General features: G+C 72.7%; 24 protein-coding genes. 14 read left to right on the top strand and 10 right to left on the bottom strand.

Annotated features, from left to right (window positions below):
- Positions 1 to 75: 75 nt before the first annotated feature.
- Both HUO13_RS21210 and HUO13_RS21205 read left to right on the top strand, forming a co-directional pair.
- Positions 76 to 846, top strand: coding sequence for an IclR family transcriptional regulator (locus tag HUO13_RS21210; RefSeq protein ID WP_211896861.1), 771 nt, complete (start codon positions 76 to 78; stop codon positions 844 to 846).
- A gap of 71 nt (positions 847 to 917) precedes the next feature.
- Complete coding sequence (locus tag HUO13_RS21205) at positions 918 to 1,691, top strand: GAF domain-containing protein (protein ID WP_211896860.1); 774 nt, start codon at positions 918 to 920, stop codon at positions 1,689 to 1,691.
- A 13-nt stretch (positions 1,692 to 1,704) separates the two neighbouring features.
- On the opposite strand, the gene HUO13_RS21200 is transcribed toward HUO13_RS21205, so the two are convergent.
- Complete coding sequence (locus HUO13_RS21200; RefSeq protein WP_211896859.1) at positions 1,705 to 2,139, bottom strand: universal stress protein; 435 nt, start codon at positions 2,137 to 2,139, stop codon at positions 1,705 to 1,707.
- A 247-nt stretch (positions 2,140 to 2,386) separates the two neighbouring features.
- Here HUO13_RS21200 and HUO13_RS21195 point away from each other — a divergent pair, with 247 nt between their 5' ends.
- On the top strand, positions 2,387 to 3,571 hold the full coding sequence (locus HUO13_RS21195) for a S8 family peptidase (protein ID WP_211896858.1): 1,185 nt from the start codon (positions 2,387 to 2,389) through the stop codon (positions 3,569 to 3,571).
- 167 nt (positions 3,572 to 3,738) lie between these two features.
- Entirely contained in the window at positions 3,739 to 4,134 is a 396-nt protein-coding gene (locus HUO13_RS21190; RefSeq protein ID WP_249123914.1) for a hypothetical protein, read from the top strand.
- Positions 4,135 to 4,228: 94 nt separating this feature from the next.
- Here HUO13_RS21190 and HUO13_RS21185 read toward each other — a convergent pair whose 3' ends face one another.
- The 4 genes from HUO13_RS21185 to paaK form a co-directional block, all read right to left on the bottom strand.
- On the bottom strand, positions 4,229 to 5,185 hold the full coding sequence (locus tag HUO13_RS21185; RefSeq protein WP_211896857.1) for a phytoene/squalene synthase family protein: 957 nt from the start codon (positions 5,183 to 5,185) through the stop codon (positions 4,229 to 4,231).
- A 93-nt stretch (positions 5,186 to 5,278) separates the two neighbouring features.
- Positions 5,279 to 5,911, bottom strand: coding sequence for a hypothetical protein (locus HUO13_RS21180; RefSeq protein ID WP_211896856.1), 633 nt, complete (start codon positions 5,909 to 5,911; stop codon positions 5,279 to 5,281).
- A gap of 592 nt (positions 5,912 to 6,503) precedes the next feature.
- Positions 6,504 to 7,127 carry a TetR/AcrR family transcriptional regulator gene (locus HUO13_RS21175; RefSeq protein WP_211896855.1) on the bottom strand — a complete coding sequence of 208 codons (624 nt, stop codon included), beginning with the start codon at positions 7,125 to 7,127 and terminating at the stop codon, positions 6,504 to 6,506.
- Positions 7,128 to 7,151: 24 nt separating this feature from the next.
- Positions 7,152 to 8,489: a phenylacetate--CoA ligase PaaK gene (gene paaK, locus HUO13_RS21170; RefSeq protein WP_211896854.1), complete on the bottom strand. Its 1,338-nt coding sequence runs from the start codon at positions 8,487 to 8,489 to the stop codon at positions 7,152 to 7,154.
- Positions 8,490 to 8,747: 258 nt separating this feature from the next.
- Here paaK and paaZ point away from each other — a divergent pair, with 258 nt between their 5' ends.
- The 6 genes from paaZ to paaE all read left to right on the top strand — a co-directional run bounded on the left by paaZ (position 8,748) and on the right by paaE (position 14,658).
- A complete protein-coding gene (paaZ, locus tag HUO13_RS21165) occupies positions 8,748 to 10,790 on the top strand; it encodes a phenylacetic acid degradation bifunctional protein PaaZ (protein WP_211896853.1) in 2,043 nt (680 codons plus the stop codon).
- On the top strand, positions 10,787 to 11,752 hold the full coding sequence (gene paaA / locus HUO13_RS21160; RefSeq protein WP_211896852.1) for a 1,2-phenylacetyl-CoA epoxidase subunit PaaA: 966 nt from the start codon (positions 10,787 to 10,789) through the stop codon (positions 11,750 to 11,752). The genes paaZ and paaA overlap by 4 nt, the downstream gene beginning before the upstream one ends.
- Positions 11,745 to 12,050, top strand: coding sequence for a 1,2-phenylacetyl-CoA epoxidase subunit PaaB (gene paaB, locus HUO13_RS21155; protein ID WP_211896851.1), 306 nt, complete (start codon positions 11,745 to 11,747; stop codon positions 12,048 to 12,050). The genes paaA and paaB overlap by 8 nt, the downstream gene beginning before the upstream one ends.
- Before the next feature lie 70 nt (positions 12,051 to 12,120).
- A complete protein-coding gene (gene paaC, locus HUO13_RS21150) occupies positions 12,121 to 13,011 on the top strand; it encodes a 1,2-phenylacetyl-CoA epoxidase subunit PaaC (RefSeq protein ID WP_211896850.1) in 891 nt (296 codons plus the stop codon).
- Positions 13,005 to 13,523 (top strand): 1,2-phenylacetyl-CoA epoxidase subunit PaaD, encoded by a 519-nt coding sequence (paaD, locus tag HUO13_RS21145; RefSeq protein WP_211896849.1) that lies wholly within the window; start codon positions 13,005 to 13,007, stop codon positions 13,521 to 13,523. The genes paaC and paaD overlap by 7 nt, the downstream gene beginning before the upstream one ends.
- Position 13,524: 1 nt before the next feature.
- Positions 13,525 to 14,658: a 1,2-phenylacetyl-CoA epoxidase subunit PaaE gene (gene paaE, locus HUO13_RS21140; protein WP_211896848.1), complete on the top strand. Its 1,134-nt coding sequence runs from the start codon at positions 13,525 to 13,527 to the stop codon at positions 14,656 to 14,658.
- Positions 14,659 to 14,788: 130 nt separating this feature from the next.
- On the opposite strand, the gene ligD is transcribed toward paaE, so the two are convergent.
- The 4 genes from ligD to selA form a co-directional block, all read right to left on the bottom strand.
- Positions 14,789 to 15,697 carry a non-homologous end-joining DNA ligase gene (ligD, locus tag HUO13_RS21135; protein WP_211896847.1) on the bottom strand — a complete coding sequence of 303 codons (909 nt, stop codon included), beginning with the start codon at positions 15,695 to 15,697 and terminating at the stop codon, positions 14,789 to 14,791.
- Positions 15,698 to 15,714: 17 nt separating this feature from the next.
- The gene (locus tag HUO13_RS21130) at positions 15,715 to 16,689 is read right to left on the bottom strand and encodes a Ku protein (protein WP_211896846.1); all 975 of its coding nucleotides are present in this window, start codon (positions 16,687 to 16,689) and stop codon (positions 15,715 to 15,717) included.
- Between the two features lie 96 nt (positions 16,690 to 16,785).
- Positions 16,786 to 18,549 (bottom strand): selenocysteine-specific translation elongation factor, encoded by a 1,764-nt coding sequence (gene selB / locus HUO13_RS21125; protein WP_211903027.1) that lies wholly within the window; start codon positions 18,547 to 18,549, stop codon positions 16,786 to 16,788.
- Positions 18,549 to 19,841 (bottom strand): L-seryl-tRNA(Sec) selenium transferase, encoded by a 1,293-nt coding sequence (gene selA, locus HUO13_RS21120; protein ID WP_211896845.1) that lies wholly within the window; start codon positions 19,839 to 19,841, stop codon positions 18,549 to 18,551. Before selA ends, selB begins: the two co-directional genes overlap by 1 nt.
- Positions 19,842 to 19,949: 108 nt before the next feature.
- Between selA and HUO13_RS21115 the strand changes: the two genes are divergently transcribed.
- Genes HUO13_RS21115 through HUO13_RS21100 form a run of 4 tightly spaced genes read left to right on the top strand, consistent with a single transcriptional unit; the run spans position 19,950 to position 24,283 of the window.
- Positions 19,950 to 20,558 (top strand): M24 family metallopeptidase, encoded by a 609-nt coding sequence (locus tag HUO13_RS21115; RefSeq protein WP_249123913.1) that lies wholly within the window; start codon positions 19,950 to 19,952, stop codon positions 20,556 to 20,558.
- A complete protein-coding gene (locus HUO13_RS21110; RefSeq protein WP_211896844.1) occupies positions 20,555 to 22,294 on the top strand; it encodes an SDR family oxidoreductase in 1,740 nt (579 codons plus the stop codon). The genes HUO13_RS21115 and HUO13_RS21110 overlap by 4 nt, the downstream gene beginning before the upstream one ends.
- Positions 22,295 to 22,307: 13 nt before the next feature.
- Complete coding sequence (locus HUO13_RS21105) at positions 22,308 to 23,201, top strand: metal-dependent hydrolase (RefSeq protein WP_211896843.1); 894 nt, start codon at positions 22,308 to 22,310, stop codon at positions 23,199 to 23,201.
- Positions 23,201 to 24,283 (top strand): PDR/VanB family oxidoreductase, encoded by a 1,083-nt coding sequence (locus HUO13_RS21100; RefSeq protein WP_211896842.1) that lies wholly within the window; start codon positions 23,201 to 23,203, stop codon positions 24,281 to 24,283. The genes HUO13_RS21105 and HUO13_RS21100 overlap by 1 nt, the downstream gene beginning before the upstream one ends.
- Before the next feature lie 20 nt (positions 24,284 to 24,303).
- On the opposite strand, the gene HUO13_RS21095 is transcribed toward HUO13_RS21100, so the two are convergent.
- Positions 24,304 to 24,891, bottom strand: a complete 588-nt coding sequence (locus HUO13_RS21095; protein WP_211896841.1) for a CGNR zinc finger domain-containing protein — start codon at positions 24,889 to 24,891, stop codon at positions 24,304 to 24,306.
- Between the last annotated feature and the right edge of the window lie 74 nt (positions 24,892 to 24,965).

Here is a 24,965-nt window from a genome sequence, read left to right as displayed (position 1 = left end):
TCCGTCCGCCGATACCATGTTCGAAATACCGGACAGCGACGCCGGCGGTGGCCGGCGCCAGTGAGGAGCGTCTCGGTGGCACGAGCGGTACCCGCGGTGGAACGCGCATTCGACGTCCTGGAGCTCTTCCTCGACGAGCACGAGCTGAGCGCGCCGGAGATCACCGCGAAGCTGGGCCTGCCCCGCACGACGGTGCACGAGCTCGTCGGCACCCTCGCCGAGCGCGGCTACCTGACCCCGGCGGGCGCGGGCAGCAACCGGTTCCGCCTCGGCGTGCGCGGCTTCCAGCTCGGCTCCGCCTACGCCGAGCGGCTCGACCTCGCCCGCGAAGGGCGCGTCGTGGCCGAGACCGTCGCCGAGCGGTGCAGCGAGACCGTCCACATCGGCGTGCTGGACGGCACCGACGTCTTCTACGTCGCCAAGGTCGACAGCAGCCACCCGGTGCGGATGGTCTCGGCGGTCGGCAAACGGCTGCCCGCCCACTGCACCGCGGTCGGCAAGGTGCTGCTGGCGGCCCTGCCACGGCCCCGGCTCGACGAGCTCTACGCCAACGTCCGGCTCGCCGCGATGACCGCCAACAGCATCAGCAACCGCAGGGCGCTGCGCCGCGAGCTCGACGCCATCGCCGCCGACGGGGGAGTCGCGCGGGAGTACTGCGAGTCCAACGACGCGGTGGCATGCGTGGCGGCCCCGGTGCGCGACCAGTCCGGCGAGGTGGTGGCCGCGCTGAGCATCTCGGCGCCCATCCTGCGCTGGAACGACGAGACCGAGCCCGGCCTGCGCGAACTTGCCTGCGAGGGCGCCCGGCTGCTGTCGGAGCGCCTCGGGCACCGTCCGGCCGGATGAGCGCGATCGGTTGGCGGGCAACCGGAATCGGTCCGCGGTTGGGGCCGCGCGCCGCTGGGTAACTCGGTGAGGTGGACACCGAGCCGGACCTCGCCGACCGACGGCGATTCGCGCGGCACTTCGGGGAGCGCGACTCCGGCACCGCCCGGTGGCCGCAGGTCGCCGACACCCGCGAGCAGCTCTGGTCGCCGCTGGCGCGGCAGTTCGCCGACCTGGGACGCGACCTGTTCGCGGTCGGCTCGGTGGCCGGGGTTCTGCAGCTCGTGGTCGACGTGGCGGCGGTGACCGTACCCGGCGCGGCGATGGCGGGCCTGACGGTGCGAGAGGCAGGCGGGAACCTCTCCACCGCCGCGCAGACCGACGCGAAGGTGGGCGAGCTCGACGCCCTCCAGCAGGAGAGCGCTGAAGGACCGGTCGCCGACGCCACGCGAGCCGACGGCACCGGCCTCTCCTACAGCACCGACGTCGCCGTCGAACCGTCGTGGGACCGGTTCGGGGAGCAGGCGGCCCGGCACGGGGTCCGCAGCGTGCTCGCGGCGGGCGTTTTCCTGGCCACCGGAACGGATCGGCACGCGGCGCTCACCGTGTGCTCGACCGAGCCCAGGGGGCTGGCGGCCGCCGACCCCGACGTGGTGCTCGTGCTGGCAGCCCACGGCGCGGTCGCCCTGGACGCGGTGGGGGAGCAGGATCCCGAGCACGCCGCCATCGGCGAGCCACTGCGCAGCAGCGACGTGATCACCCGTGCGGCCGACGTCCTGATCGGCAAGCGCGGCCTGGAACCGGAGGACGCCTACGACGTCCTCTGGCGCGCGTCGCTGTCGCTGGCGGAGAGCTGGCGCGAGTGAGCCCGCCGCTCGCTCACGTGCGGACGATCACCACCGGGCACTCGGCGTGCTGCGCGCACCGCTGGCTCACCGATCCGAGCAGCACACCGTAGAAGCTGCCGTGCCCGCGGCTTCCGACGACCAGCAGCTCGGCGTTCCTGGCGGCGTCGAGCAGCACCTGCGCGGAGTGGCCGTGCATGATCTCCCGGTCGATCCGCACCGGCTGGTCGGTCTCGCGCTCGACCTCGTCGACCACGTCGTTGAGGCCCTTGCGGGCGGTCTGCTCGAACTCCTCGGGCGGCATCGGGCCGCCCTCCCAGCTGTAGAAGGCGGGGAACTCCCACGCCACCACGGCGCGCACCCGGGCACCGGTGAGCGCGGCCTGGCCGACGGCCCACTGCAGCGCCGCCTTCGACGATGAGGAACCGTCCACGCCGACGACGATCTCGCGCTCGGTCGGGTTGCTCATGGCGCATACCTCCCTGGCGACTCGCCCCCGCGTCGCTGGAACGGGGATTCACCGACCAGTGTGGGGATCAACCGGCCCGATTGCCATACCGCGCGGAAGCGGACTTCCCACCACGATCGGCAATTCGATCCACTGAGGACAGCCGCCGACGGGGTGCTCGTACCCGTCCGGCCGCTTGCTCGGGGCTGTGACGCGCGATACACCTGTGACAGGTGTGCCGTAGGAGCACCGCGACCAAGGGGGCGCTGTGGCCGGAACGGAAAGCTCATCCACCGGGCGTTATCTCGTACTGCTCGACGACGACGCGACCGTCGTCGGCGCACGTGAACTGACCAGGCTGGCCGGGATCCGCACGGTCAACACCGCCGACGTGGTCGGCGCGTCGGCCGCGGAGCTGTTCGGCGCGGCCGACGGCGTGGTGCTCAACGAGCTCGGCATCGCGCTGGTCACCGCCGGATCGGACCAGGCCAGCGCGCTGAGCGAGGCCGTGCGCTCGTCCGGCCCGATCGCCGCGTTCGAGGCCGAGCGCACCGTCTACGCGATCGACGACGCCGCGCCCGCGGCCGAGGCGCCTCCCGCTCCGGTCGACGGGGAGCTCACCTGGGGACTGCAGGCGGTCGGCGTCAACGGCACGACCCCCACCGGCGCGGGCGTGCGGGTGGCGGTGCTCGACACCGGGCTCGACCTGAAGCACCCGGACTTCGCCGGGCGCGACATCGTCACCGGCTCGTTCGTGCCGGGCGAGGACGTCCACGACGGCCACGGCCACGGCACCCACGTGATCGGCACGGCGTGCGGGCCGCGCACCCCGGCCGAGGGCCCCGGCTACGGGATCGCCTCGGAGGCCAGCATCTACGCGGGCAAGGTGCTGAGCAACGGGGGCACCGGCAGCGACGGCGGCATCCTGTCCGGCATCTCGTGGGCGATCTCCAACGGCTGCTCGGTGGTGTCGATGTCGCTCGGCGCGGCGACCGAGCCCGGCCAGCCGTTCTCGCAGGCCTTCGAACGGGTCGCGCAACGCGCCATGGCCCGCGGCACGCTGATCATCGCCGCGGCGGGCAACGAGAGCAGCCGCGGGGCGGGCACCATCGCTCCGGTCGGGCACCCGGCGAACTGCCCGTCGATCATGGCGGTCGGTGCCGTGGACGCCCGGAACGCGATCGCCGAGTTCTCCTGCGGCACGGTGGACCAGATCGGCCAGGTCGACCTGGTCGGCCCCGGCGTCGACGTGCACTCGAGCTGGCCGGGCGCGGGCTTCAAGTCGCTGAGCGGCACGAGCATGGCCACCCCGCACGTGGCGGGTGTGGCCGCCCTCTACGCCCAGCAGCACCACGAGCGGGCGTGGGGACTGTGGGCGCGGCTCGCGCAGAAGGGCAGGCGGCTCCCGCTGCCGTCCACCGACGTCGGGGCCGGGCTGGTGCAGGTGCCCTGAACCTCCCGGTCACGTGTGCCCGCGCTCCCGGCGGGGTAGTCACCGGGAGCGGTTGGGCGCGCCTCTGACGGGCGCGTCCGGGTGAAGGACGGCATCATCGGCGGATACTGCCCGCCGGGTGCCGGTACCCGCAGCAGCGCGGGCACACGTGGTGGGGGCCGAGATCGATGACAGGCAGGGCGGCGTCCTCGGGGTGGCGGGATCTGGACGCCACCGCGCGCGCCATGGCGCGCGCGACGGAGGGGCTGGAGGAGTCCGCGGGCCCGCCGGCGGTGGCGCCCGACGAGCTGGCCGCGGCTCAGGAGGCGTTGCTGCTGGTGACCGCTGCGGGCAACAAGCTCGCGCGGCAGCTCGACCTGCTCGCCAACCGCTACTCGGGGGCAGGTCTGGTGCAGCCGTCGGAGGTGCAGGTCGCGCTCGACCAGGCGGCCGCGGCCGCCGAGGACCTCGGCAACTGCACGAAGGTCGCCGCGCAGGCGATAGAGGACGAACGCGGGCCGCGGGACGACGAGCCGACCGCCGGGCCCGGGCCGCAGCGCACAGGCGAGCAGGACGAACGCTGAGGGCCGGACCTGCACCAGCCGGAGATCCCGGAGCGAGAAGGCGGCTGAGGTTCCGCCAAGCGCCCAGCTACGCGAGCCACCTCTGAAACACGTTTCAGGACGGGGAACCGTTTCGCCGGCGGAGCCCGGAGGCCACCCGCGCGGCGGCCGTCGCCGAGGCGGCGGTGAGCCCGATGCTCAACCTCCGCGAGTTCGCCACCGCGAGCCGCGAGCCGAACACTTCGTAGCCGGATTCCACCACCCGGTCCAGGATTTCCCCGTACAGGGTGAACGCGGTGGCCACGCACGGCCGCGAAGCCTCCGCGAGCAGCGCGATGCCGGGCTCGGCCGCCCGGTACGCGGCCTTGGTGCGCGCCACCTGGTCGGCCAGCGCCCGCCGCACGCTCGCGTCGGGCCTGCCCCGGCGGCGGCACCACGTGAGTCGCTCCCGGTCCACTCCGAACGCCGCGAGCTCGTCGGCGGGCAGGTAGACGCGTCCGCGGTCGAGGTCCTCGCCGACGTCGCGGATGAAGTTGGTGAGCTGGAAAGCCCGGCCGAGCGCCGCGGCGTAGGACGCGGCGCTCGCCTCGCCGGAAACGGTGCCGAGCACCGGCAGCACCTGCAGGCCGATGACCGCCGCCGAGCCGTGCACGTAGTGCTCCAGCGCGGCGCGGTCGGGGTAGTCGCGGACGGTCAGGTCCATCCGCATCGAGGTCATGAAGTCGGTGAACAGTGCCCGGTCGATGGCGTGGCGGCGCACGGTGTCGGCCAGGGCCGCCAAAATCGGGTGGTCGCTTCGCCCGGTGTCCAGCCCCGCCCGCAGCGCTCCGTCAAGCTGCCGGAGCCGGCGGTCGCGGTCGTCGACTCCGCTCGCGGGCTCGTCCACGACGTCGTCGACCCACCGCGCGAAGCCGTAGAGCGCGTGCACCGCCGGTCGCCGCTCGGGACTGAGCAGGCGGGTGGCCAGGAAGTACGTGCGGCCGTGCTCGGCGTTGAGCCGCCGGCAGCGCCGGTAGGCCGCCCGCACCGCCGGCTGCCGGATCCCGGCCGCGTCGAGCTCGCGACGGGTCATCGACGGGTTCCGGCAGCGGTGTCCATACCGGAATCTCAGCACACCGCGGCCGCGCGCCGCGCCGCGCCGATGGCATCGTGAAAACGGTCACCGTCAGCGGTCGATGCCCGCCTGGGCCATCTCCTCGTCCAGGCCGTCGAGCAGCACGATCCCCAGCGTGTCGGCGACCGGTCCGGTGCGCAGCTCCTCGCGGAGCCTGCGGGCGAACAGGCGCACCCGGCGGGCGTCGGGATCCGGACGGCGCGCGCATTCCCACAGCTGGCGCGCCGTGTGCTCGACGAGGTCGCCGTCGCCCGAGCGGGCCTGCACCGTGGGCAGCGTCAGCAGCACCACCCGCGCGACGCGGGCCAGGCCCGCGAAGTCGGCGCGCGTGGGCGGAGCGGCCTGGGACGGGATCACCGGTTCCGACGGCTCGGGCTGTTCGAGCACGCCGACCGGGGCCTCGCGGGCGCGGGTCCACGCCTCGACGTCCCCGTCGTGGTGGCCCGCGCAGATCAGTCCGGACCCGGTCAGCCCCGCGCGCCGGGGCAGGCCCTCGGCGTCGGGCCCGCTGGTGGCGATGAGCTCCTTCTCCCGCAGCGACTCCACGATCGCGGCGAACTCGTCGTGGCTGATGTCGGCCTGCGGCCCCGGCCCGTCGAGGAAACCGGCGACCTCCGGGCGGAAGTGGCTGTCTTCGTACAGGTAGCGGAGGAAGGCGCGAGCTATCGTCTCCGAACGTGACACGGAGGCCTCCGGATGCCGTGTGCATGTGCTGCGAACGCGCTGCGCGAGGGCGATGCCCATGGCGTTCTGTTCCCCAGTGCGACTTGTCCGGCCGACGTTAGGGGGCGCTCCGCTAGATCGCAGGAGGCTTTCGGCCCGGTCGCCGCGGTGTCGATCGCCCCCAGGCACGAACGGCGGGGTTCGTGGTTTCTGTCACAGCACCGCGCGCGGGAGTACATCGCGGCGCAGAAGTCACAGGCGTCCCAACGGAAACGCCCGGCCTCCGCACATGAGAAGAGTCCCCGACCGCTCGGATCGAGGACTCCCCCCCACCTGGGCTGCGTACCCGGTGTGCCAACACCGGAGCCCGGCAGGCTGCTTCCAGCCTAGGGGAATGTTTCAGGGGTGGATTGCGTGGCGGGCCGAACCTCAGGGGCGTGCGCGCAGGCATCCGGGGGCGCGGCCGCCGGCCGCCGCACGGGACTCCGGCGCGGCCGGCGGCCTGGCACGCGCGGAAGCCCCTCAACGTCCCACGCGCGGTGCGGGCGCTCCAGATCGCCCGCACGACAACGAGACGAACCAGCGCGGCCGATATGACGCGGCGGCCACGAACTCATCCGCCGGATTCGCCCGCACCGCCGCGCAGCCCGTCGAAGGCGATCTTGGTGACGGCGTCGGCGATGGCCGGCGCCCGCAGCCCCCGGCTCGGCCGGTACCACTCGATGATGGAGTTGACCATGCCGAACAGCAGCCGCGCGGTCAGCGCCGGATCGACGTCCGGGCGGATGCTGCCCTCGGCCTCGGCCTGCTTGACCAGGTCGCTGACTATGCGGTCGAACTCGCGCCGCCGGGTCAGCGCCTGCCGCTCCACCTTGGTGTTGCCCCGCACCCGCAGCAGCAGCGTCACGAAGGGCAGGTCCTCCACCAGCACCTCGACACTGCGCCGGACCACGTGTTCGAGCCGGTCGATGGCCTTGCCGGTGGTCGAGCGCTCCTCCTCGACGACCGCGAACAGCGCGTCCAGCGCCCGGTTGACGCTGAGCCGCAGCAGCTCGTCCTTGCCCGAGACGTGGTGGTAGATCGCGGACTTGGTGATGCCCAGCCGGTTGGACAGGTCCTCCATGCTGGTGCCCTCGTAGCCGCGCTCGATGAAAACCTGCACCGAGACGTCGAGGAGCTTCCCGAGGTCGTAGCCCGGTCGACCTCGGCGGTTGCGCTGACCTGCGTTGCCCTGCATGACCCGGAGTATTTCAGCCGCCGGTCAGCGGCCGCGGGTGTCCACGATCCGCCGGAGCTTGCCGACCGACCGCTCCAGGGTGTCGGGGTCCACCACCGAGACGTCGGCGCTGACGCCCACGGCGTCCTTGATGGACCGGACGAGCTCGTCGGCGGCGCTGACCCGGCGCGGGCCCGGGCAGTCCGGCCGGGCCTCGACCCGCACCGTCATGTGATCCATCCGCTCGTGCTTGCTCAGCACGAGCTGGAAGTGCGGGGACATCCCGCTGGTGCGCAGCACGATCTCCTCGATCTGGGTCGGGTAGACGTTGACGCCGCGCAGGATGATCATGTCGTCGCTGCGGCCGGTCACCTTGGTCATCCGGCGCATCGGGCGCGCGGTGCCCGGCAGCAGCCTGGCCAGGTCGCGGGTGCGGTAGCGGATGATCGGCAGCGCCTGCTTGGTCAGCGAGGTGAACACCAGCTCGCCCTCCTCGCCGTCGGGCAGCACCTCGCCGGTGAACGGGTCGATCACCTCGGGGTAGAAGTGGTCCTCCCAGACGTGCAGGCCGTCCTTGGTCTCCACGCACTCGCCTGCCACCCCGGGCCCCATCACCTCCGACAACCCGTAGATGTCCACCGCGTCGATGTCGAGCCGTTCCTCGATCTCCAGGCGCATCTGCTCGGTCCAGGGCTCGGCGCCGAAGATGCCGGTGCGCAGCGAGGTGGTGCGCGGGTCGATGCCCTGACGCTCGAACTCGTCGATGAGGGTGAGCATGTAGGACGGGGTGACCATGATGATCTCGGGCTGGAAGTCCTGGATGATCTGCACCTGGCGGGCGGTCATCCCGCCGGAGGCGGGGATGACGGTGCAGCCGAGGCGTTCGGCTCCGTAGTGCGCCCCGAGACCGCCGGTGAACAGGCCGTAGCCGTAGGAGACGTGGACCTTGTCGCCCGGCCTGCCGCCCGCCGCGCGGATGGTGCGGGCGACGACGTCGGACCAGACGTCGAGGTCGCCGTCGGTGTAGCCGACCACGGTCGGCCTGCCGGTGGTGCCGCTGGAGGCGTGCACCCGCCGCACCTGCGACATCGGCACCGCGAACATCCCGAACGGGTAGTTGTCGCGCAGGTCGTGCTTGGTGGTGAAGGGCAGGTTAACCAGGTCGGCCAGGCTCGTGCAGTCCTCGGGGCGCAGGCCCGCCTCGTCGAAGCGCTCGCGGTAGAGCTCGACGTTGTCGTAGGCGTGCCGCAGCGTCCGGCGCAGGCGTTCGAGCTGGACGTGGGCGAGCTCGTCGGCCGAGTACCGCTCGGCGGGGTCGAGATCCGATCGCGCGGGTGCGGCTCCCAGCCGGCGCGGTGTGCGAGACCCCGTCGTCCCCGTCATGGCGTGCTCCCTCGACGTGCTGGTGCGCTCTGCGGCCCGCCCGGTGCCCGCGGTGCCCGCGCGAACCTGGTTACTGACCGACTAGTCGGTTATTTATGCAGCGCCGCACCGGGATGTCAATAGTGCGCTCATGTACGCGGTTCTTGCTCGTTACAGCGGGGGATCGTGCCTTCGCGGCGCTGTCGGCCGACCCCGATCGCTGCTATGGTTACCGAACGAACGGTCGGTAAAAGAATTCGTGCTGAGGAGGTTGGCTGGATGGCCGCCCTGCGGAGCTTCGTCAACGGTGACTGGCACGTCCCCTCCGAGGATGGGGCGCCACTGCACGACGCTGTGACCGGTGAGGAGGTAGCGCGGATCTCCTCTGCCGGGATCGACATGGCCGGTGCGCTGGAGTACGGGCGCACCCGCGGGGGTCCGGCGCTGGGCGAGCTGACCTTCCACCAGCGCGCGGCGCTGCTGAAGGTGCTCGCCTCCCACCTGCTCGAGCACCGCGAGGAGCTCTACGCCCTGTCGGCGCGCACCGGCGCGACGCTCGGCGACTCCAAGTTCGACATCGACGGCGGGATCGGCGTGCTGTTCGGCTACTCGGGCAAGGGCCGCCGCGAGATGCCCAACGCCAAGGTCTACGTCGACGGCGCGGTGGAACCGCTGGGCAAGGGCGGCACCTTCGTCGGCCAGCACATCTGCACGCCCCTTCAGGGCGTCGCGGTGCAGATCAACGCCTTCAACTTCCCGGTGTGGGGCCCGCTGGAGAAGTTCGCGCCCGCGTTCCTGGCCGGGGTGCCGACCCTGGTCAAGCCCGCCAGCCAGACCGCCTATCTGACCCACCGGCTGGTGGAGCTGATGATCTCCTCCGGAGTGCTGCCGGAGGGCTCGCTGCAACTGGTCTGCGGCGGGGTGGGCGACCTGCTCGACCACCTCACCGACCAGGACCTGGTGTCCTTCACCGGCTCGGCGGCCACCGGCCAGCGGCTGCGGGCGCACCCGAACGTGGCCGCCCGTTCGGTGCGGTTCAACGTCGAGGCCGACTCGTTGAACTGCTCGGTCCTGGGGCCCGACGCGGTGCCCGGCACCGACGAGTTCGCCCTGTTCGTCAAGCAGCTCGTCACCGAGATGACGGTCAAGGCGGGGCAGAAGTGCACCGCGATCCGGCGGGCGCTGGTGCCGGCCGGACGCGTCGACGACGTCGTGCAGGCGGCCTCGGAACGGCTGTCGAAGGTCGTGGTCGGCAACCCGGCCTCGCCCGAGGTCCGGATGGGCGCGTTGGCCAGTCTCGAACAGCGCGAGGAGGTCCGCCGGTCGCTGAAGGCGCTGCTGGCGGCGGGGACGCTGGTGCACGGCGATCCCGAGCGGGTGGAGGTGGCAGGCGCCGACGCCGAGCGGGGCGCGTTCCTGCCCCCGCTGCTCGTGCGTTGCGACGACGCCGACCGCGCCGAGCCGCACGAGGTGGAGGCGTTCGGGCCGGTCAGCACGATCCTGCCGTACGAATCGAGCGAGCACGCCGTCGACCTGGCCCGCCGGGGTCTGGGCAGCCTGGCGGGTTCGGTGGTCACCGCCGACACCGACTTCGCCCGCGAGGTGGTCGTGGGTACCGCCTCCCGGCACGGCAGGCTGCTGGTGCTCAACCGGCACAACGCCAAGGAGTCGACCGGGCACGGTTCCCCGCTGCCCGCCCTGGTCCACGGTGGACCGGGCCGCGCGGGCGGCGGCGAGGAGATGGGCGGCGTGCGCGGCGTGCTGCACCACATGCAGCGCACCGCGGTCCAGGCCGACCCCGACACGCTGACCGCGATCACCGGCCAGTGGGTGCCCGGCTCCGGCCGGACGGTCACCGACGTGCACCCGTTCCGCAAGCACCTGGAGGACCTGCGCGTCGGCGACACCGTGGTGGCGGGCCCGCGCGCGGTGACGATGGCGGACGTCGAGCACTTCGCCGAGTTCACTGGCGACACCTTCTACGCCCACACCGACGACGAGGCCGCGCGGGCCAACCCGTTCTTCGACGGCCGGGTCGCCCACGGCTACCTCGTGGTGTCGTTCGCCGCGGGTCTGTTCGTCGAGCCCTCGCCGGGCCCGGTGCTGGCCAACTACGGGCTGGAGAACCTGCGGTTCCTCACACCGACCTACCCCGGCGACGAGCTGACCGTGACGCTGACGGCCAAGCAGATCACCCCGCGCGTCAACGCCGAGCACGGCGAGGTCCGGTGGGACGCCGACGTGACCAACCAGGACGGCGAGTCGGTGGCCAAGTACGACGTGCTCACGCTCGTGGCCAAGCGACCCGAGGAGAAGGCATGACCGCGGTGCAGGAGTCCGGCGACGAGGTGCTGCAGGAGCACTTCGACCGCAGGATCGCCCACGACCAGCGCATCGAGCCCCGCGACTGGATGCCCGAGGGCTACCGCAGGACGCTGGTGCGCCAGATCGCCCAGCACGCGCACTCCGAGATCATCGGCATGCAGCCGGAGGGCAACTGGCTGACCCGCGCGCCCAGCCTGCGGCGCAAGGCCATCCTGCTGGCCAAGGTGCAGGACGAGGCCGGGCACGGCCTGTACCTGTACTCGGCGGCCGAGACCCTCGGCGCCGACCGGGCCGAGCTGACCGACAAGCTGATCAGCAGCAGGCAGAAGTACTCGTCGATCTTCAACTACCCGACGCTGAGCTTCGCCGACATCGGCGTGATCGGCTGGCTGGTGGACGGCGCGGCGATCTGCAACCAGGTGCCGCTGTGCCGCAGCTCCTACGGGCCCTACGCGCGGGCGATGGTGCGCATCTGCAAGGAGGAGTCGTTCCACCAGCGCCAGGGATACGAGCTGCTGATGACGATGATGCGCGGCACCGGCGGACAGCGGGAGATGGTGCAGGAGTCGACCGACCGCTGGTGGTGGCCGTCGCTGATGATGTTCGGCCCGCCCGACGGCGACTCGCCGAACACCCAGCAGTCGATGGCGTGGGGCATCAAGCGGCACACCAACGACGAGCTGCGGCAGAAGTTCGTCGACATGACGGTGCCGCAGGCCGAGGCGCTCGGTGTGACCCTGCCGGACCCGGACCTGCGGTGGAACGCCGAGCGCGGGCATTACGACTTCGGCGAGCCGGACTGGTCGGAGCTCAAGCGGGTCATCGGCGGCAACGGGCCGTGCAACGCGCAACGGCTGGCGCGCCGCCGCCGCGCGCACGAGGAAGGGCAGTGGGTTCGCGACGCGGCCGCGGCACACGCCGCCAGGCAGGCCGCGCGACGGGAGGCCGGAGATGGGTGAGGGAAGCGGGGCGCCGCGGTCGTCCTGGCCGCTGTTCGAGGTGTTCGTCCGCGGCAAGCGCGGCCTCAACCACGTGCACGTGGGGTCGCTGCACGCCGCCGACGAGGAGATGGCGCTGCACAACGCGCGCAACCTCTACACGCGGCGCAACGAGGGCGTGAGCATCTGGGTGGTGCGGGCCGACGCCATCACCGCGTCGAGCCCCGACGAGAAGGACCCGTTCTTCGCGCCCAGCGGGGACAAGGTGTACCGCCACCCGACGTTCTACGCCATCCCGGACGCGGTCCCGCACATGTGACCGGGCCGGGAACGCGGCGAGTCGGACGCTCCGAGGGCGGGGCTGGTTCTTCAGACGGGAAGACGTGTCGATGAGCGACGAGAACGCATACCAGGCGCTGACCGAGGCCGAGCCGGACGGCGAGTCGCGGTGGGCCTTCGGGACCGGGTTCGACGACCCGCTGTCCGGTGTGGACACCACGCTGCCGGACGACGTCGACGGCGCCGCGCTGGGCGAGTACTGCACCATGCTCGGCGACGACGCGCTGGTGCTCTCGCACCGGCTCACCGAGTGGGTGACCAACGCGCCGGAGCTGGAGGACGAGCTGGCGCTGGCCAACATCGCGCTCGACCTGCTGGGCCAGGCCCGCCTGCTGCTGTCTCGGGCCGGGCAGGCCGACGGTTCCGGCCGCGGCGAGGACGAGCTGGCCTACTTCCGCGAGGACCGCGCGTACCGCAACGTCCGGCTGGTGGAGGTGCCCAACGGCGACTTCGCCGAGACCATCGCCCGGCTGCTGGTCTTCTCGACCTGGCGGCTGGCGCTGTTCAGCCGGCTGGCGGGCTCCCGCGACCCGGTCGTGGCCGCGATCGCGGCCAAGGGCGTCAAGGAGCTGGCCTACCACCGGGAGTACGCCGCGCGGTGGGTCGTGCGCCTCGGCGACGGCACCGAGCTCTCCCACGAGCGCATGCGGGCCGCGATCGAGGCGGTGTGGCCGTTCGTGGACGAGCTGTTCGCCACCCACGACGTCGAGCGCCGCATGACCGACGCCGGGACGGGAGCCGACCCGGCGCAGGTGCGCGCGGAGTTCGACGAGGTGCTGGCGCAGGTGCTGCGGACCGCGCTGCTGCCGTGGCCGGAGACCGCACCGCTGTCGGGCGTCAACGGCGCCGCCGGGCGCGACGGCATCCACACCGAGCACCTGGCCTACCTGCTCGCCGAGATGCAGAGCCTGGCACGAGCGCACCCGGAGGCGACGTGGTGACCCGCACCAGGACCGACGCGCAGCGTGCGCTGGAGATCGCGCGCACGGTGCCCGACCCGGAGCTGCCGGTGCTGACGCTGGCCGACCTCGGGGTGCTGCGCGAGGTCGAGACCACCGAGGGCGGCGGGGTCGTCGTCTCGATCACGCCGACCTACTCGGGCTGCCCCGCGATGGCCGAGATGCGTGCCGACCTGCGCAGGCGGTTGCACGACGCCGGGTTCGACGACGTCGAGGTGCGCACCGTCCTGCACCCGGCGTGGACCACCGACTGGATCAGCGAGGAAGGCAGGCGCAAGCTCGCCGAGTACGGCATCGCACCGCCCGGCAGGGCCCCGCAGCACGGGTCCGGACCGGTACCGCTGACGCTGAACGCACCGGCGCCGCGCGTGCCGTGCCCGCACTGCGGATCAGCCGACACCGAGGAGGTCTCGCGGTTCAGCGCGACGGCCTGCAAGGCGCTGCGGCGGTGCCGCGCGTGTTCCGAACCGTTCGAGCACATCAAGGAGATCTGACGTGCCTCGTTCCGCTCCCGTCGCGGCCGACGCCCCCGACGCCGGTGCGCAGCCGGTCACCCAGGCCCCGGCGCGCCGTCGCACGGCCTTCCACACGCTCACGGTCAGCCGGGTGGAGCGGCTGTGCGACGACGCGGTCGCCGTCAGCTTCGACGTGCCCGTCGAGCTGGCGGGCGAGTACGAGTTCCGGCCGGGGCAGTCGCTGACGCTGCGCCGCGAGGTCGACGGCCGGGAGGAGCGCCGCTCCTACTCCATCTGCGCGCCGCACGGCAGCGCGCCGCGCATCGGCGTGCGCCACGTCCCCGGCGGGCTGTTCTCGTCGTGGCTGGTGCACGAGGTGCGGGCCGGGGACCGGATCGACGTCATGCCGCCCACGGGCGGCTTCACCCCGGACCTCGGCGCCGACGAGCGGCACGTGCTGGTCGCGGCGGGGTCGGGCATCACGCCGGTGCTGTCGATCGCCGGCTCGGTCCTGCGCGAGACCGGCGCGACCGTGACCCTGCTCTACGGCAACCGCCGCAGCGACACGGTGATGTTCGCCGACGAGCTGGCCGACCTGAAGGACACCTACCCGGCCCGGCTGGAGCTGGTCCACGTGCTCTCCCGCGAGCCCCGCGAGTCCGAGCTGTTCACCGGCAGGCTCGACGCCGCGAAGCTGCGCGCCATCCTGGACGCCGTCGTCGAACCGTCCGAAGTGGACCACTGGTGGCTGTGCGGTCCGTACGGGATGGTCCGCGACGCCCAGCAGGTGCTGCGCGAGCGCGGCGTGGCGAACCGGCGCGTCCACCAGGAGCTGTTCTTCGTCGACGACGTCCCGCCCGAGCCGGTCCGGCACGAGGAGCCCGCCTTCGAGGGGCCGACCAGCGAGGTCACCGTGGTGCTCGACGGCAGGGCGACGCCGCTGTCGCTGCCCAGGGACGTGCCGGTGCTCGACGCCGCCCAGCGGGTCCGTCCGGACCTGCCGTTCGCGTGCAAGGGCGGCGTGTGCGGGACGTGCCGGGCGAAGGTCACCGACGGCGAGGTCCGGATGCGGCGCAACTTCGCCCTGGAGGAGTCCGAGCTCGAGCAGGGGTTCGTCCTCACCTGCCAGTCGCTACCGGTCACCGACACAGTCACGGTGGACTTCGACTCCTAGGTGTCGGTCATAGCGGCGTGGACGGTGAAACCATAAGACTGCTTTTCGTCTTTGAAGCGGCGCAGCCGCTTGGCCCACGCTCGCAACCGGAACCGTCACGCAACGTGAGTTCAGAACGCCTGTCAAGAGGTCACAGCGGGGTGGGCGAGTCCTCCAGACCGGCCATGAGGTCGCCGTGGCGGTCCAGGCGCCGCAGGACGTCGTCGCTTGTGAACACCAGCTCGTCCGGCCTGGTGCAGCCGCGGACCTCGTCCCAGGTGACCGGTGTGGACACCGTCGGCCTGGCCCGCGCGCGCAGGGAGTAGGGGGCGACGGTGGTCTTGGCGGTGTTGTTCTGGCTCCAGTCGATGAACACCTTGCCCTCGCGCTCGGCCTTGGCCATCTTCGCCACGACCGAGTCCGGGTGCTCGGCCTGCATGTGCTGGGCGATCTCCTTGGCGTACTCCGAGGTGCGCTTCGGCGAGTCCACGCGCACCGGGCAGTAGAGCTGGAGCCCCTTGGATCCGCTGGTCTTGGGGTAAGGGCGCAACCCCTCCGCGCTCAGGACGTCGTGCAGCAGTTCGGCCACCCGGCAGCAGTCCACGATGGTGGCGGGTTCGCCGGGGTCGAGGTCGAACACCAGGATGTCGGGCGGGTTGCGGGTGCCGTCGGCGTCGACCTTCCACTGCAGCACGTGCAGCTCCAGCGCGGCCAGGTTCGCCGTCCACACCAGCGTCGGCAGGTCGTTGACCACCACGTGGTGGTTGAGCGCGCGCCCGGTGCCCTCGGCGCCGCTGATCAGGGCCACCGTGGGCAGCCAGTCGGGCGCGTGGCGTGCGACGTTCTTCTCGTAGAAGGAGAACCCGCCCACACCGTCCGGGAAGCGGATCAGCGTGGCCGCGCGGTCGCGCAGGTGCGGCAGCATCGCGGGCGCGACCCGCTGGTAGTAGTCGATCACGTCCCGCTTGGTGAACCCGGACACGGGGTAGAGGACCTTGTCCAGGTTGGACAGCTTGAGCCGGCGGCCCGACACCTCGACGGTGACGTCGCTGCCCGCCATCGCTGCCTCCTGCCGGCTCATGACGCCCTGCGGCGGCGCCTGCCGCCCGAAGCGGAGCCCTGCGACTCGGCGACCGCGGCCTCCAGGTCGGCGCGCTTCATCTTGGACCGGCCCTTGATGCCGAGCTCCTTTGCCAACTTGTCGAGGTCTGCCTTGCTCAGCTCGGAGACGTCCGGCTCCTCCTCGCGCTGGCGGGGAACCCGGCCGCCCCGTTCGCGCCGGGCCTGGTCGACGCTGCGGCGCAGGGCCTCGGTCAGGTCGATGACGTCGCTGGGCTCGCCGGGCGCCTCCTCGACCTCCGGGGCGCGGCCCTCGGCCTTGTCCTCGATCAGCTTCTCCACCCGCGCGGTGTAGGTGTCCTCGTACTGCTCGGGCTCCCAGTCCCCGCTCATCGACTCGATGATCATGGTGGCCATCTGGATCTCCTTGTCGCTGGGCTTGGCCACCGAGGACGCGTCACCGACCAGCTCGCCGGGGTCGCGGATCTCGTCGGCGAAGAACATCGTGTTCAGCGCCAGCACCGAGTCCTCGGCGCGCACCGCGGTCAGGTACTCCCGCCCGCGCATGACGAAGGTGGCGATGCCGACCTGGTTGGTCTCGTCCATCGCCCGCCGCAGCAGGTTGTAGGGGCGGAAGTGCTCCTTGCTGTTGGGCGCGAGCCAGTAGGTCTTCTGGAAGTACACCGGGTCGATCGCGTTGAGGTCGACGAAGGTGTTGATGTCGATGGTGCGGGAGAGCTTGGGCGCGATCTCCTCCAGCTCGGACGGTTCGACGGCGACCAGCACGCCGTCGACCTCCCGGCCCTTGACGATGTCGTTGTAGCCCACTTCCTCGCCGGTGCGTTCGTTGACCCGCTTCATCCGCACCCGGTCGGTGGTCCCGCGTTCGTACTGGTGGAACTGGATCGAGTGGTCCTCGGTCGCGGCGTAGAGCCCGACCGGGATGGTCACCAGGCCGAAGTTGATCGAGCCGGTCCAGATCTTTCGCGGCATGGCGCGCCTCCCTTGCCATCGCGCTTCAACCATGCGGCCCGCCGCGCAAGATCGCAGCACCAGCCACCGGCGCGGTCGGTACCTCGAAATGCCCGGTCAGCGGGTGTGCGAAACGACCTGGTGGGTGCCGTCGGGCAGTCGCCTCGTTCGCCCGCGCCGGGCGAGGAACTCCAGCAGCACCACTGCGACCCGCCGGGTTGTGCCCAGCGCGCGGCGTGCCTGGCTGACGGTGAACGGAGCCGGAAGCCCGGACAGCTGGTCGATAGCGTGGCGGTCGGCGCCCGGCAGCAGCACGATGCCCGGTGCGATCCGCAGCAGTTCACCCGCTCGCTCGGCCGCGGCGAGTTCCTTCTCGCCCAGGCCGAGCTCGGCGAGCTCGTCGGCAGTGGGCGCTTCGAACGGGTGGGCGGTGAGCTTGTCGCGGACGGTGCCCAGCGCCCGGCTCAGCGGCTCCGGCAGCGGGGCCGGGCCCAGGCGGAGCCGGCCGCCGTCCAGCGAGATGCCGGAGGCCGCGGGTGCGGCCAGCACGACGGGCAGCAGATCCGGGTCGGGAAGGTCGAGCGCGCGCCGGGCCATCTCGGCCGGGACGCCGTCCTCCAGCGGGTGTTCGCGCCGGTGCCGGTCGAGCAGGCCCGCCAGCTGGGCGGCCAGCTGGTCGCGGTGGGCGGGGTCGATCAGCCAGTCGCCTTCGGCGGGCGGGACGGCGCCCATCGCGCGCAACTCGTCCGCGCGGACCACGCGGCGCCGACGCAGCTCGGCCGCACCGTCGGGGCGGCCGTCCATCGTGGCCAGCTCCAGCGCCCGCCGCTGGGCCGCACCGCGCCGGTCGAGCTCGGGAGGCCGGACGTCCAGCACGAGCGCGCCCGCGCGCGCCTGCCGCCCACCGGACTCGCGCAGCAGCGCGCGGTCGCCGATGCGCAGCGGCAGCGGCGCGCGCAGCGCGAGGCGCGCGGTGTCGACGTCGAGCGGGCGGACGCGGACCGGCACCGAGGCCGAACCGATGTGCAGCGCGAGCTCGCGCGGCAGCTCCTTGGCGACCGATCCGCTCAGCCGCACGTCCACGAGATCGGTGTCCAGCCAGCGCCCGGGTGAGAGCAACACGTCGCCCCGGCCGGTCTCGGCGGCCTCCACCCCGCGCAGGTTCACCGCAACGCGGGACACCGCGCGGGCCTCCGGCACAGGGGAGCCCAGGGACTGCATGCCCCGGATCGCCACCTCGCGGCCCGACGACCCGAGCCGCAGCCGCATGCCGGTGCGCAGGGTTCCCGCGGCCAGCGTGGCGGTGACGACCGTGCCCGCGCCCCGGATCGAGAAGGAGCGGTCGACCCACAGCCGGACGTCGGCGTCGGGGTTCGGCGCGGGCAGGCGGTGCACCAGCTCGTCGAGCGCGGCGCGCAGGCCGTCGAGCCCCGCGCCGGTCGCGCCGCTGACCCGCACGACCGGGCTGTGTGCCAGCGAGCTCTGGTTCAGCCGGTCCCGCGCCTCGGCGATCGCGGGCTCCGGGTCGGCGAGGTCGCAGCGGGTCACCGCCAGCAGACCGTGGCGCACCCCGAGCGCGTCGAGGGCGTCGAGGTGCTCGGTCGACTGGGGCATCCAGCCCTCGTCAGCGGCCACGACGAACAGCACCGCGGGCACCGGCCCGATCCCGGCGAGCATGTTCGGCACGAAGCGCTGGTGCCCGGGCACGTCGACGAAGGCGACGGTGCAGCCGTCGGCCAGCGTGGTCCAGGCGAAGCCCAGGTCGATGGTCAGCCCGCGGCGGCGTTCCTCCGACCAGCGGTCGGGCTCCATCCCGGTCAGCGCCCTGACCAGGGTGGACTTGCCGTGGTCGACGTGTCCGGCGGTGGCGACGACGTGCATCACGGTGCCGCCTCCCGCACCGCACCGACGAGCACCTCGTCGTGTTCGGGGTCCAGGGCGGCCAGGTCGAGCAGGCAGTACCCGCGTTCGAGCCGCGCCAGCACCGGTGGGTGCCCGGCGCGCAGCCGCTCGGCGAACGAGCGCGGCAGCCGCACCGCGGCGCTCGCCAGCTCCACGCCCGGCGCGCCACCCCCGCCCACCGTCGCCGACGAGTGCTGTGCGCGGGCGTCGACACCTGCCTCGCTCAGCGCCGCGGCTATCTTCTCGGCGCGGCGCATCAGGCTCGCGCGGTCCCGGCGCAGTGCGTTCTCGACGGGCGTGTCCGGTCCGCGCAGCGTGGCCTCCAGCGCGGCGAGCGTGAGCTTGCCGACTCGCAGGGCGCGGGCGAGCGGATGCCGGGCGAGCCCGCGCACGAGCTCGGCGCGGCCGAGGACGATGCCGGCCTGCGGCCCGCCCAGGAGCTTGTCGCCGCTGGCGATCACCATGTCGGCGCCCGCGGCGAGCGTGGTCGCCGCGTCGGGTTCGTCGGGCAGCGCGGGGTGCGGTCGCAGCAGCCCGGAGCCGATGTCGACGACCAGCGGCACGTCCAGGCCGCTCAGCTCGGCCACCGGGACCGAGGAGGTGAAGCCGCTGATCACGAAGTTGGACGGGTGCACCTTGAGGACGAAGCCGGTCTCCGGTCCGACGGCGTCGAGGTAGTCGGCGCGGTGGACCCGGTTGGTGGCGCCGACCTCGCGCAGCCGCGCACCGGTGGAGGTGAGCAGCTCGGGGATGCGGAAACCGTCGCCGATCTCGACCAGCTCGCCGCGCGCCAGCACGATCTCCCGGTCCTGCGCCAGTGCGGTCGCCGCCAGGGCCAGGGCGGCGGCTCCGTTGTTGACCACGTGCGCGGCCTCGGCGCCCGGCACGGCTTCCAGCAGCGCGGCCAGGGCCGACTCGCCGCGCTTGCCCCGCGCGCCGGTCGTGAGGTCGAGCTCGACGTTGGTGGTGCCCGCGGCCTCGCGAACCGCGTCGATCGCCGCCTGCGACAGCGGTGCCCTGCCGAGGTTGGTGTGCAGCACGACGCCGGTCGCGTTGAGCACCGGCCGGATGCCCGACGCCGACCGCGGCAGCGCCTCGAGCGTCGCGGCGAGCACCTGCTCGGGCTCGATCTCCCCGGCGCGCGCTCGGCGCTGGGCGTCGTGCACCGCCTGCTTCACCAGGCCGCGGCCGAGGCGGGAGGCGGCCGCCGCCACCGGGGCGGCGCCGAGGACGTCGTCGGTGGCCGGTACGCGCCTGCGCGGGTCACCCATGCGCCGAACTATATGTGCTCCGGCGGGAGCGGGCACGAAGATCAACCCCGCATTGAGCCAACACCTATTGTTACAACGAACATTGACAATGTTGGTACTGTCCGGGTCATGTCCCACAGTCCTGTCCCCGACCCGGCGCAGTACGCCCGGTTCCGGGAACTCCAGCGGCTCGCGTACTCGGCGGCCGAAGCCGTGGCGCGGGGGTTGGAGCCCGGCGTCACCGAACGGGAGGCGGCCGCGCGGCTGCGGCACCACCTCGTGGAGCGCGGTGTGCAGGACTGGTTCCACGCCCCGTTCGCCTGGTTCGGCGGCCGCACGGCCTTCGGCGGGTTCAAGGTGCCGCTGCAGTTCTTCCCGACCCGCGGGCGGCTCGAGGAGGGCATGCCGTTCATCCTGGACTGCGCACCGGTGCGCAGTGGCTACGTCGCCGACATCGGCTACTCGGGATGTCTCGGCGCCAACCGCATTCACGACAGGCTGATGGACGACCTGGCCGCCTATCGCGAGCCGATCGTCGAGCAGGTGCGGGCCGGGCGCAGGCTCAGCGACATCTACCGGGCCGCGGACGCGCTGATCAGCGAGCAGGGCTACGACAACCGGCACCAGGTCTACCCGGGGCGCGTGATCGCCCACCAGGTCGGCCTGGCCCGTTTTCGGCTGCCGAGGTTCGTCGCGGCGGGCTCCGGCATCCGGCAGGACAGGAAGGTGACGCGATGACGCGCCGAATGGTGACCACCAGCGACGGGCTCTCCCTCGCGGTCTGGGAGCACGGCGATCCGGACCGGCCGACCGTGGTCGCGGTGCACGGCTACCCCGACGACCACTCGGTGTGGGACGGCGTCGTGCGGGTGCTCGCCGAGGACTACCACGTCGTCGCCTACGACGTCCGCGGCGCGGGAGAGTCGGACAAGCCCCGTGAGCGGGCGGCCTACCGGCTCGACCGGCTCGTCGGCGACCTGGTCGCCGTGCTCGACGCGGTGAGCCCGGACCGGCCCGCGCACCTGCTCGCCCACGACTGGGGCTCGATCCAGACCTGGCAGGCGGTCACCGAGGAGCAGCTTCGGGAGCGCATCGCCTCGTTCACCTCCATTTCCGGGCCGTGCCTGGACCACGCCGGGGCGTGGATGCGCGGGCAGTGGCGCAGGCCGACTCCCCGCAACCTGCGCCAGCTGCTCACGCAGCTGGCGTTCTCCGGCTACATCGGGTTCTTCCAGCTGCCGGTCCTGCCGGAGCTGGCCTGGTACAGCGGCGCGATGACGCGGCTACTGTCCACTGTGGAGAAGATGGACCCGGCGGCAGGCGGAACCCCGCCGCGGCCGCGGATCGCCGACGGCGTGCGCGGGCTGGAGCTGTACCGGGCCAACATGATGCCGCGGCTGTCCGCTCCCCGTGTCCGGCGCACCAGCGTGCCGGTCCAGGTGCTGGCGCCGACCGGCGACCCGTTCGTGAGCACCCCGCTGCAGGCCGCGGCCGCGCGCTGGGTGCCGGAGATGCGGATCCGGCGGCTGCCCGGAGGGCACTGGCTGCCCCGCACGCGGCCCGGGCTGATCGCCCGGTGCGCCGCCGAGCTGGTCGAGAACGTGGAGTCCGGCGCCGAACCGAGGTCGCTGCGGCAGGCCCGGGTGGGTTCGGGCCGGTTCGCCGACCGGCTGGTCGTCATCACCGGCGCGGGCAGCGGCATCGGGCGCGCCACCGCGCTGGAGCTGGCCGAACGGGGCGCCGAGATCGTCGCCGCCGACGTCGACGAGAAGGCCGCCGCGCGCACCGCCGAGCTGGCCGCGTTGCTGGGCCCCGGTGCGACGCCGTACCAGGTCGACGTCTCCGACGGGAAGGCGATGCAGCGCTTCGCCGAGGACGTCCGCGCCCGGTTCGGCGTACCCGACATCGTGGTCAACAACGCCGGGATCGGGATGGCCGGGCCCTTCGCCGACACCACCCCCGAGGACTGGGAACGGGTCATCGACGTCAACCTGTGGGGCGTCATCCACGGCTGCCGCGTGTTCGCGCGGCAGATGACCGAGCGGGGCGAGGGCGGGCGGATCGTCAACATCGCCTCCGCCGCGGCGTACCTGCCCTCGCGCACGCTGCCCGCCTACTCCACGACCAAGGCCGCGGTGCTGGCGCTGAGCCAATGCCTGCGCGCCGAGCTCGCCTCCGCGGGCATCGGGGTCACGGCGGTCTGCCCCGGGCTGGTCAGCACCGGCATCACCTCGACGACCAGGTTCGTCGGCGCCGGGGAGGAGGAGCAGGGCAGGCGCAGGCTGGCCGCGACCGCGTTGTACCGGCGGCGCGGCTTCACCCCGGAGCGGGCGGCGGCCGGCATCGTCCGCGCCATCGAGCGGGACGCCGCCGTCGCGCCGATCACCGCCGAGGCCCGCGCCGGCCTGGTGCTCTCGCGGCTGACACCCGGTCTGCTGCGCGCCGCCGCCCGCATCGAGGCGAACCCGAGGTAAGGGAGCAACAGCGATGTCCGATCAGCACGAGCACCTCGACCCCGGGGAGCCGGACCGGGTCGCGCTGCACGCCCGCGACGTCGAGTTCGACTGGGCGGAGCTGCCGATGCACTGGATCCCCGGCGAGCCCTTCGCCACCCACATGATCAACGTGCTGCACCTGCTGCTGCCCGAGGGCGAGCGGTGGTTCGTCGAGGTGTTCAAGCAGGCGCTGCCGCTGATCAGGGACGAGCACCTGCTGGAGGACGTGCGGGGCTTCATCGGCCAGGAGGCCATGCACGCCGAGTCCCACCAGGGCGTCATCGACCACTTCGACGCGCACGGCCTGGACACCACCCGCTACGTCGAGCAGGTCACCTGGATGTTCCGCAAGGTGCTCGGCGACCGCCCGTACGAGGGGGAGAGGCGGGAGGAGTGGCTGGTCGAGCGGCTGGCGCTGGTCGCGGCCATCGAGCACTTCACCGCCTTCCTCGGGCAGTGGATCCTCGACGCCGACGCGCTCGACGAGGCCGGCGCCGACCCGACCATGCTGGACCTGCTGCGCTGGCACGGAGCCGAGGAGGTCGAGCACCGGTCGGTGGCCTACGACCTCTACATGCACGTCGACGGCCGGTACGGGCGCCGGGCGCGGGCCATGGTGATCGCCGGCTTCGCGCTGTTCGTGCTGTGGACGCGGGGAGTGCGGTACCTGATGCGCCACGACCCGGTCCTGCGCGGTTCGCGCAAGGCGCGCTGGCGCGACCTGCTGCGCTCCGGCCGGCTGGGCATCACGCCGTCGCTGTGGCAGCTGCTGCGGGCCTTCCCCTCGTTCTTCCGCCGCTCCTACCACCCGTCTCAGCACGGGTCGACCAGCCAGGCGATCGCCTACCTGGCCAAGTCGCCCGCGGCCCAGTCCGCCGAGCACTGATGGCCGCCACGTTCGGCGGCGAGGTCCCGCCGCACCTGCACACCGGGCGCGGCGCGGACCCGTTCCTGCGGTTCCTCGCCCGCGCCTCTGCGGGACTGGAATGGCTCAACCGGCGGAGCTCGCGGCGCAGGCGGCCGGCCGTGGCCGTCGACCGGGACGTGCGCGTGGTCGTCGACCGGATCCGCACCGAGGCAGAGGACGTGGTCAGCCTCCGGCTCCGGGCGGCCGACGGTTCGGCGCTTCCCGCGTGGCAGCCGGGCGCGCACCTCGACGTCGTGCTGCCGTCTGGCCGAATCCGCCAGTACTCGCTGTGCGGCAGCACGGCGGACCGCCACCACTACCGGATCGCCGTCCGGCGGATCGCCGACGGCGGCGGTGGTTCCCGCGAGGTCCACGACGAGCTGGGGGAGGGCAGCGCACTGGTGATCCGCGGGCCGCGCAACGCTTTCCCCTTCATCACCGCTTCGCGCTACCTGTTCGTCGCGGGCGGCATCGGGATCACGCCGATCCTGCCGATGGTGTGCACCGCCGCGGCGCGAGACGCCGACTGGCGGCTGGTCTACACCGGAAGGTCGCGGGAGTCGATGCCCTTCCTGGACGAGCTCGCCGCACTCGACCCCGCGCGGGTGTGGATCCGCTCCGACACCGAGTACGGGGTGCCCGCCTCCGGCGGCGAGTTGCTGGAGCACGCGCCCTCGGACGCGACGATCTACTGCTGCGGGCCCACGCCCATGATCACCGGAGTGCGGATCGACGCGCGGCGCACCGGGAACGGCGCGGTGCACTGGGAGCGGTTCTCGGCTCCGCCGGTCGTCGACGGCAGGCCGTTCCAGGTGGAGTTGGCAACCGATGGCCGGGTCCTGGACGTGCCCGCCGACCGCTCCGCTCTTGACGTCATCCGCGAGGCCCGCCCGCAGGTCGCCTTCTCCTGCCGCCAGGGGTTCTGCGGCACCTGCCGGGTGAAGGTCCTCTCGGGCGGGGTCGAGCACCGCGACCACGTGCTGACCGGCGACGAGCGCGCCGGGCACATGATGATCTGCGTGTCCCGGGCCGGTGGCGACCACCTGGTGGTGGATCTGTAGTCCGCGGCAGCACCCGCGGATCAGTCGCGTCCCTGCTTGCGCTGGCGGTAGGACCGCGTCTTCATCCGGTTCCCGCAGCCGCTGCTCGCGCACCAGCGCCCGTTGCGCGGCTTGGAGTGGTCGTAGAAGACGTTCCGGCAGTTGTCGGCGGCGCACATCTTGATCCGCACCCAGGTCCCGTCGATGCTCGCGCGGACGGCGTCGGCGAGCAGCCGGGCGAGCGCGCCGCGCACGCCGTCCTGGAGGGGCCGCAGGCCAACGCCGCCGTCGTCGCCGACCACGGCGCGCAGCGGGAGCTCCCGGCCGAGTTCGGCCATCGCGTCTTCGGGAGGGCGCTCGCGCGTCCGGTTGGCGGCCGCGCAGTCCCGCAGCACCTCGCGCAGCCGCAGCGCGATCCGGAAGTCGGTCTCGTCGGTGCTCGTGCCGGGCGACACCAGGTCGCGGGCGCAGAGCCAGCCGTCCAGTTCGGCGGGTGAGGTCAGCTCGTCGTACGGGGTCAGCCCGCCGAAGGTGCGCTCGTCGAGCGTGTTGAGGAAGTCGAAGATCACCACCCGCGCCTCCGGCACCTGGTGGTGGTCGGACCAGCGGATTCCGTGTCCGGGCGGCATGGGCGACCTCCTTCCGCGATGCTAGCCTGACACGAGCATACGCGTTTGCTAGTGTCGAGACCGTTTGATCAACG

Source organism: Saccharopolyspora erythraea, assembly GCF_018141105.1.
Lineage (GTDB): Bacteria > Actinomycetota > Actinomycetes > Mycobacteriales > Pseudonocardiaceae > Saccharopolyspora_D > Saccharopolyspora_D erythraea_A.
The sequence above is the reverse complement of the archived record's forward strand: the minus strand, read 5'-3'. Positions and strand labels throughout refer to the sequence as shown.

Bases quoted from the DNA above. Each gene is read 5' to 3' on its own strand.
- paaA (WP_211896852.1), top strand. From the start codon at position 10,787: ATGACCGCGGTGCAGGAGTCCGGCGACGAGGTGCTGCAGGAGCACTTC.
- HUO13_RS21100 (WP_211896842.1), top strand. From the start codon at position 23,201: ATGGCCGCCACGTTCGGCGGCGAGGTCCCGCCGCACCTGCACACCGGG.
- HUO13_RS21175 (WP_211896855.1), bottom strand. From the start codon at position 7,127: ATGCAGGGCAACGCAGGTCAGCGCAACCGCCGAGGTCGACCGGGCTAC.
- selA (WP_211896845.1), bottom strand. From the start codon at position 19,841: ATGGGTGACCCGCGCAGGCGCGTACCGGCCACCGACGACGTCCTCGGC.
- HUO13_RS21185 (WP_211896857.1), bottom strand. From the start codon at position 5,185: ATGACCCGTCGCGAGCTCGACGCGGCCGGGATCCGGCAGCCGGCGGTG.
- HUO13_RS21110 (WP_211896844.1), top strand. From the start codon at position 20,555: ATGACGCGCCGAATGGTGACCACCAGCGACGGGCTCTCCCTCGCGGTC.
- HUO13_RS21105 (WP_211896843.1), top strand. From the start codon at position 22,308: ATGTCCGATCAGCACGAGCACCTCGACCCCGGGGAGCCGGACCGGGTC.
- HUO13_RS21190 (WP_249123914.1), top strand. From the start codon at position 3,739: ATGACAGGCAGGGCGGCGTCCTCGGGGTGGCGGGATCTGGACGCCACC.
- paaB (WP_211896851.1), top strand. From the start codon at position 11,745: ATGGGTGAGGGAAGCGGGGCGCCGCGGTCGTCCTGGCCGCTGTTCGAG.
- HUO13_RS21130 (WP_211896846.1), bottom strand. From the start codon at position 16,689: ATGCCGCGAAAGATCTGGACCGGCTCGATCAACTTCGGCCTGGTGACC.
- paaK (WP_211896854.1), bottom strand. From the start codon at position 8,489: ATGACGGGGACGACGGGGTCTCGCACACCGCGCCGGCTGGGAGCCGCA.
- selB (WP_211903027.1), bottom strand. From the start codon at position 18,549: ATGCACGTCGTCGCCACCGCCGGACACGTCGACCACGGCAAGTCCACC.
- paaZ (WP_211896853.1), top strand. From the start codon at position 8,748: ATGGCCGCCCTGCGGAGCTTCGTCAACGGTGACTGGCACGTCCCCTCC.
- HUO13_RS21200 (WP_211896859.1), bottom strand. From the start codon at position 2,139: ATGAGCAACCCGACCGAGCGCGAGATCGTCGTCGGCGTGGACGGTTCC.
- ligD (WP_211896847.1), bottom strand. From the start codon at position 15,697: ATGGCGGGCAGCGACGTCACCGTCGAGGTGTCGGGCCGCCGGCTCAAG.
- paaC (WP_211896850.1), top strand. From the start codon at position 12,121: ATGAGCGACGAGAACGCATACCAGGCGCTGACCGAGGCCGAGCCGGAC.
- HUO13_RS21095 (WP_211896841.1), bottom strand. From the start codon at position 24,891: ATGCCGCCCGGACACGGAATCCGCTGGTCCGACCACCACCAGGTGCCG.
- HUO13_RS21115 (WP_249123913.1), top strand. From the start codon at position 19,950: ATGTCCCACAGTCCTGTCCCCGACCCGGCGCAGTACGCCCGGTTCCGG.